At 66.7% G+C, this 630-nt stretch carries 1 pseudogene; it reads left to right on the top strand.

The features are described from left to right. A pseudogene (locus tag EN780_RS36640) lies at positions 1–630 on the top strand (hypothetical protein); the annotation flags it as partial.

The following is a 630-nucleotide window of genomic DNA, read 5'->3' as shown; positions in this document are numbered from 1 at the left end:
GCATTGGCGTCGACGTCGGCGGGCAGCTGCCCGCCGACGTCGACGCCAATGCCACCCTTGTTGCCGGCGCCAACAAGATCGATGTCACCCGCCTTCTGCTCAAGACCGGCCGCTCGACCTTCGACTTCGCCGGCTCGATCGGACCAAAGCCGGCAACCGCTGGCGAGGAACCCGCCTATCGCTACGACCTGACCAGCGACGGCTCGAAGCTCTCTCCGTCGGAGTCGCCCGAGCCGGCACTCGATTTCGTGGCTCGCATCGCCGGGGTCTATCAGCCGAAGAGCAACAAGCTCATCGCCGAGAAGATCGGCGTCCGCTCGGGATCTTCCAGCGAGGTGCTGGGCACGGCCTCGGTCACCTTCATCGACAATGGCCCGCCGGGCATCTCTCTCTCTCTCAACATCCACGACATGCCGGTCTCGCATGTCAAGCAATTGTGGCCCTGGTTCTCCGCCCGCAACGCCCGCCTGTGGGTGCTGAGCAATCTGTTCGGCGGTCGCGTAGTCGACGCCACCCTGCAGTTCCAGGTCGTGCCGGGGCGGCTCGGCAACGGCGTCCCGCTGTCCGCCGACGAGGTGTTCGGCCGCTTCCAGGTCGAGGGTTCGCGCTTCGACACGGCCGGCCGCATCC

The organism is Mesorhizobium sp. M4B.F.Ca.ET.089.01.1.1 (assembly GCF_004022605.1).
GTDB classification, from domain to species: Bacteria; Pseudomonadota; Alphaproteobacteria; order Rhizobiales; family Rhizobiaceae; genus Mesorhizobium; species Mesorhizobium abyssinicae.
Note: the sequence above shows the minus strand (reverse complement) of the source record. Positions and strands in the feature narration are given on the sequence as shown.